Source organism: Mycobacterium sp., assembly GCF_025965855.1.
Lineage (GTDB): Bacteria > Actinomycetota > Actinomycetes > Mycobacteriales > Mycobacteriaceae > Mycobacterium.
In genome coordinates this window covers 1-5492 of the sequence record NZ_JAOPWB010000024.1, presented here as the reverse complement: position 1 = coordinate 5492, position 5492 = coordinate 1, and the positions used below count along the sequence as shown (strand labels likewise).

Here is a 5492-nt window from a genome sequence, read left to right as displayed (position 1 = left end):
CGTCCAAATCAAAGCTTGCTGTTCGACGTCAAACCCAACCGGACCCACACCCATCCCAACCTCCACCAGCACATCATCATCGGCCTGCGGTGATGCGCTGACTGGTTGAACTCAAGGCGACATTTGCGACACAAGCACACCGGCTGCCGGAACCGCCCGGCTGTCCGGGTCGGGATGTCTTACAACTCCGTCTCAGAAATAGCAGTCTCACCTGCAGCGCTGATGCACTTTTGAGTCAGTATCGCGGCGCCAGTGCATATTGGCCCGGCAGCAGTGCCCCCGGTGTGCCCGCATCAGCACGGCGTCCCAGACCCTCCATCAGGAAAACGTATTCCCTTGCCCTACTGTCCTATTCGTCATGGGCTCCCCGTCTCATCCACCAGCTCGATGGCCCGGCCGAGGGTCCGCAGCCTGTCGTCCATCGTGTCCCCCGCCGGATACAGCCGCACGGTGTCGACGCCGGCATCCCGCCACACCCCGAGCCGTGCCCGGACCATGTCCTCGGTTCCGATCAACGTGGTGGCCAGCACCATCTCATCGGTCACCACCCCGGCGGCGCCGTCGCGGTCGCCCCGCTGCCAGCGCTCCCGGACCTCGGCCGCGGCCTCGGCCCAGCCTTGCCGGCTGTAGGCCTGGTTGTAGAAGTTGGTGCTCGACGATCCCATGCCGCCGAGGCTGAAGGCGAGCTCCTTCTTGCGGCCCGCGACCATGCCGCGCAACTCGTCCTCGTCGGCGGCGAAGGCGACCTCGGCGCCCTGACAGATGTCGATGTCGGAGCGCGTGCGGCCGGCGGCGGCCAGCCCCTCGTCGAGGTGGGAGAAGTAGGCGTCGCCCGCGCCCTCCGGAACGAAGCTTGTGCCCAGCCACCCGTCGGCGATGCGCCCGGTCAACCGCAGCATCGCCGGTGACAGCGCTGCCAGGTAGATCGGAATGGTGTGCTCGGCCCGGGTCGACAACCGCATCGGCACCGTCTCACCGCCGGGTCGAGGAATCTGAAACTCCTTGCCGGAGTGCGAGACTTTGCCTCCCGCGAACACCTGTCGCACGATGTCGACGGTTTCGGCCATACGCGCCAGCGGCCGGCTGAACGACACGCCGTGCAGGCCCTCGATCACCTGCGGGCCCGAGACCCCCAGCCCGAGCAGGAACCGCCCGTTCGACAGGTTCGACACCGTGATCGCGGTCTGGGCCACCATGACGGGCGACCGGGTGCCGACCTGCAGGACGCCGGAACCGAGCAGCATCCGGGCGGTCCGCGCCGCGAGGTAGCCCAGAGCCGACGGCGCGTCAGCGCCCCATGCCTCGGCCACCCAACACACATCGAGTCCCAGCTTTTCCGCCTCGACGACAAACTCGGTGATTTCGTCTGCGGCGCCGGACAATTCGACCGTCGTCGCCGTTCGCATCAACGCACCCCGTGTTCAGCCAGCCTCTTGAGCGTGGCGAGCGTCTTGCCGATCGCGGCCTCGAACTCCCGCATCCGTACGAATACGATCTTTTCTTCTTTGTCCGGCATCGATTCGATGGCCACCGACAGCCCCGACCGTCCCGGTCCCATCTGCATCCAAAAGCTCAGCAGGGTGCCACCGTCCCGGGGCGTCAGCCGGAATCGCCAGGTCGAGGCGGGGTAGTTGGGTTCGCCTACCGCCCAGGCGAATTCGCGCAGGGCATCGCAAGCGACGATCTGCGAGGTGGTGCTCCATCGGCCAAACGCGTCGTGCTCGTTGTGTCCGACGAAGCGGGCACCGATGCGGGGCCTGTCCGATCCGTCGGCCCACTCCACCGCCTTCAGCTCGTTGCTGAACGTGGGCATCAGCTCGATGTCGGAGACCAGATCCCAGACCCGAGCTGGGTCGGCGTCGATCCACGTCCAGGCCTCCACCGTCGGAGTGTCCGCATAGCGGGCGCCGGTCCATTCCACGGACCTCATTGTCCCCCTCACCCGGCGCGAGGCAATGCCCCCGACGGATCGAGCCTGCGTCCAGCGCCACCCGGAGTCGGGTGGACACTCTCTGGACGCAGGCTCGGCGCGGTCAGCGCAGGCTCATACGGCGACCGGAACCCGATCGGCGGACTGGTCGCCAGCGGGTTTCCGCAGCCAGGAGTCCGGGAAGGTCAGCTTGACGATCTTGCGGACGACGGTGCCGAACTGCTGCGGCAGCGGGCCGCGGTTGTAGGGAATGCCGTAGCGCTCGCAGATCTCTTGCACCTCGGGCGCGATATCGGCGTACCGGCGGGCCGGGATGTCCGGGAAGAGGTGGTGCTCGATCTGGTGTGAAAGGTTGCCGGACAGCAGGTGAAAGAGCTTGCTCCCGGTCAGGTTTGCCGAACCCAGGACCTGGCGGAAGTACCACATGCCGCGGGATTCGTCCTTGGTCTCTTCGACCGTGAATTCCTGAGTCCCGTCCGGGAAGTGTCCGCAGAAGATGATCATGTACGACCACACGTTGCGCATCAGGTTGGCGGAGAGGTTCCCGGCGAAGACGAACGGGGCGAAGGGCCCGGCCAGCAGCGGAAAGGCGACGTAGTCCTTCAGCGTCTGTCGGCGTGTCTTCTTCCAGATCGCGCGAAGCACCTCGCGCTTGTCGGCGAGCCGGATCTCTCCGGAGCGGATGCGCTCGGTTTCCAGGTCGTGCAGTGCGACACCGTACTGGAACAACACCATCAACAGGAATGCGTAGACCGGGTTGCCCAGGTAGTACGGTGTCCAGCGCTGGTCCTCGCTCATCCGCAGGATGCCGTAGCCGATGTCGCGGTCCATCCCCACGATGTTGGTGTGGGTGTGATGCATGTAGTTGTGCGAGTGGCGCCATTGATCGGCGGGGCACGCGGTGTCCCACTCGAATGTGCGACCGGAGATCGCCGGGTCACGCATCCAGTCGTACTGGCCGTGCATGATGTTGTGCCCGATCTCCATGTTGTCGAGGATTTTCGACAGGCCCAGCATCGCGGTGCCCAGCAGCCACGCCGGCGGCAGGAACAACAGCGCGCGACCGCCGACCTCCAGCGCGCGCTGGGTCTTGATGACGCGGCGGATATAGTCGGCGTCCTTCTCGCCGAGGTCCGCCATCACGCGTTCCTTGATGGCGTCGAGTTCGCGGCCGAACGCCTCGGCCTGCTCGGGTGTCAGGGCGATCGTGTTCTGTGTCATGACTTTTCCTTTCAAGGCTGTATCAAAGCGACAGACCGACGTCACCGACCGGGACGGACACGCAGATCTGCACGTCCTCGCCGGGTTGGGTCGACACCGCGCCGGTGATCAGGTTGCGCACGGTTCCGGCCGTCTTGCGCCGCGTGCAGGTGTGGCAGATGCCCATCCGGCACCCGTTCTGCGGCGTCAGGCCGGCCGATTCGGCCTGCTCCAGCAGCGAGCGACCGTCGTCGGCGACGTCGATCCCGCTGTCGGCGAAGGTTATTCGTCCGCCCATCGGATTGGCCGGTGCCTCGAAGAGCGGCGGCACGAAGCTCTCGGTGTACACGTTGTCGCAGTGTTCCCGCACGGCCTGGACCAAAGTCGTTGGCCCGCATACGAACACCACATGGGGGTTGGGCATGGCGGCGGCCAGATGCTCCGGCCCGAAGCGGCCGACGAGGTCGCCGGCGTCGGAACGGGTGTAGCCGTGCAGAACGCGGGCGCCTGGTAGCGCCGCCAGCTCGTCGCGGTAGCACGCCTCCGCGGGCGTGCGGGCGTAGTGCACAAACGCGACCTCGCCCCGATGGCTCTCGGCGATCAGCGTGCGCAGCATCGCCATCACCGGCGTGATGCCGCTTCCGCCGGAGACGAACAGGATCCGCCGCGGCCGCGCCGCGGGCAACACGAAGTCGCCACCGATCCCGGCCAGGCCGACCACCATGCCGCGGTGGGCCCGCTCGTACAGGTAGCTCGACACCAGCCCGCCGTCGTGGTGGCCGATCGTCAGCTCAAGGTTGGCGCTGCCTTCGGCGTTGGCCGGTGAATAGCAGCGGGTGTGCCGGCGACCGTCGATGTCGACGGTGAAGTTGACGTACTGGCCGGCCTTGACGGTGTGCGTGGACGCGAATGTCTCGTTGGGGGCGAGCGTCAGGGTGACGCTGCGCGGGGTGGTGCGGCGCACGTCGATGACCTTGGCGCGGGCCTCGCCCAGCGTCCAGGTCGGCGCCACCAGCTCGGTGTAGCGGTCTACACCGTGCGGACCGGTGAGGAGGTCTAGCAGGTCTGAACCCAGGACTCGCTTGCGCAAGCTTTGCGCGAGGCTCCGGGTCGAAGTCTGAGTGAACATATGTACACCGTGCGGCCAGACCCCGCAGGTAGTCAAGGGTTTAGTGCAGGTTTGTGGTAGGGTTCACATAGTGAACAGCCGTACTCCTAGCTCACGCTCGCATCGGTCGGGCCGCGAGCGATCGCGCGAGAGCCCGTCGCGCGAGGAGCGCAAGGAGGCGACACGCCGCGCCATCATCGCCGCGGCCCTCAAGCTGCTGCAGGACCGCAGCTTTTCCAGCCTGAGCCTGCGCGAGGTGACCCGCGAGGTCGGGATCGTGCCCGCGGCCTTTTACCGTCACTTCGAGTCGATGGAGGCCCTCGGGCTGGTGCTGATCGACGAATCGTTTCGCACCTTGCGCGACACCCTGCGGGGGGCGCGCACCGGCAGGCTGGATCCGAACCGCGTGATCGCGTCATCGGTCGAGACCGTCATCGCCAGCATCACCGATCGCCGCGAGCACTGGCGGTTCATCTATCGGGAGCGCTCCGGCGGGGTCACCGTCCTGCGCTACGCCATCCGCACCGAGCTGCGGCTCATCACCTCCGAACTCGCCACCGACCTGGCCCGCTTCAACGGGCTCAATGAGTGGAGCACCGAGGACCTCAACGTCCTGGCGACGCTGTTCGTGAACGCCATGATCGTCATCGCCGAGGCGATCGAGGACGCGCAGAGCACCGAGGCGCTGGAAGACATCCGGCGACTCGCCGTCAAGCAGTTGCGGATGATCGCCGTCGGCATAGCCGGCTGGCGAAGCGCGCCATGAGGAGTGAACAACCAGGCACTAATTTTCGGCCTCCTCGTCTATGACCTCATAGAGCGAGTCGCCGTCTTCAGGCGTGCCGTCGATCTGGCCCCGGTGAGCGCGCCCGGGGCCGCCGCCGTCGGTCGCGTCGAGCGACGCGGTCACGTCAGGGGACACATCCGGCTCTTCTTCGGCCAGCCGGTCGTCGAGGGATTCGCCCTCCCGCTCTTCGCGCGCCGTCATTCCGAAGCGGTCGGCTTCGCTCCAGCCCTCGGGTGGGTCGACGACGATGTCGCCGTCGTCGTTGCGCAGCTCATCGGAGTCGGTGCCTTCGCTCGAGTTCAGGGTGTCGCCCGGACCGCCCTCCTCGGGAAAGTCCGCGGGGTCCACCAGGTCGCCTGAATCGAAGTCGCCACTGTCGCTAGCCATACGCTACGGTTGCCCCAGCCCCCGGAGATTAAACGCGTCTAACCGTCACCGCGGTGCTCGCCACATGGCCCACATCGTGG

At 66.6% G+C, this 5492-nt stretch carries 6 protein-coding genes; 1 reads left to right on the top strand and 5 read right to left on the bottom strand.

Annotated elements, in window-relative coordinates:
• Positions 1 to 356 precede the first annotated feature (356 nt).
• From JWP83_RS02075 to JWP83_RS02060, 4 genes are all read right to left on the bottom strand, one after another.
• Positions 357 to 1406, bottom strand: a complete 1050-nt coding sequence (locus JWP83_RS02075; RefSeq protein WP_297725299.1) for an LLM class flavin-dependent oxidoreductase — start codon at positions 1404 to 1406, stop codon at positions 357 to 359.
• Positions 1406 to 1930 carry an SRPBCC family protein gene (locus tag JWP83_RS02070; protein WP_297725297.1) on the bottom strand — a complete coding sequence of 175 codons (525 nt, stop codon included), beginning with the start codon at positions 1928 to 1930 and terminating at the stop codon, positions 1406 to 1408. Before JWP83_RS02070 ends, JWP83_RS02075 begins: the two co-directional genes overlap by 1 nt.
• Before the next feature lie 114 nt (positions 1931 to 2044).
• Positions 2045 to 3151 (bottom strand): acyl-CoA desaturase, encoded by a 1107-nt coding sequence (locus tag JWP83_RS02065; RefSeq protein ID WP_297725295.1) that lies wholly within the window; start codon positions 3149 to 3151, stop codon positions 2045 to 2047.
• A gap of 22 nt (positions 3152 to 3173) precedes the next feature.
• Positions 3174 to 4259 carry a ferredoxin reductase gene (locus JWP83_RS02060; protein ID WP_297725293.1) on the bottom strand — a complete coding sequence of 362 codons (1086 nt, stop codon included), beginning with the start codon at positions 4257 to 4259 and terminating at the stop codon, positions 3174 to 3176.
• 70 nt (positions 4260 to 4329) lie between these two features.
• Between JWP83_RS02060 and JWP83_RS02055 the strand changes: the two genes are divergently transcribed.
• Positions 4330 to 5004: a TetR family transcriptional regulator gene (locus tag JWP83_RS02055; RefSeq protein WP_297725291.1), complete on the top strand. Its 675-nt coding sequence runs from the start codon at positions 4330 to 4332 to the stop codon at positions 5002 to 5004.
• Between the two features lie 18 nt (positions 5005 to 5022).
• On the opposite strand, the gene JWP83_RS02050 is transcribed toward JWP83_RS02055, so the two are convergent.
• The gene (locus JWP83_RS02050; protein ID WP_297725301.1) at positions 5023 to 5373 is read right to left on the bottom strand and encodes a hypothetical protein; all 351 of its coding nucleotides are present in this window, start codon (positions 5371 to 5373) and stop codon (positions 5023 to 5025) included.
• Positions 5374 to 5492: the final 119 nt, after the last annotated feature.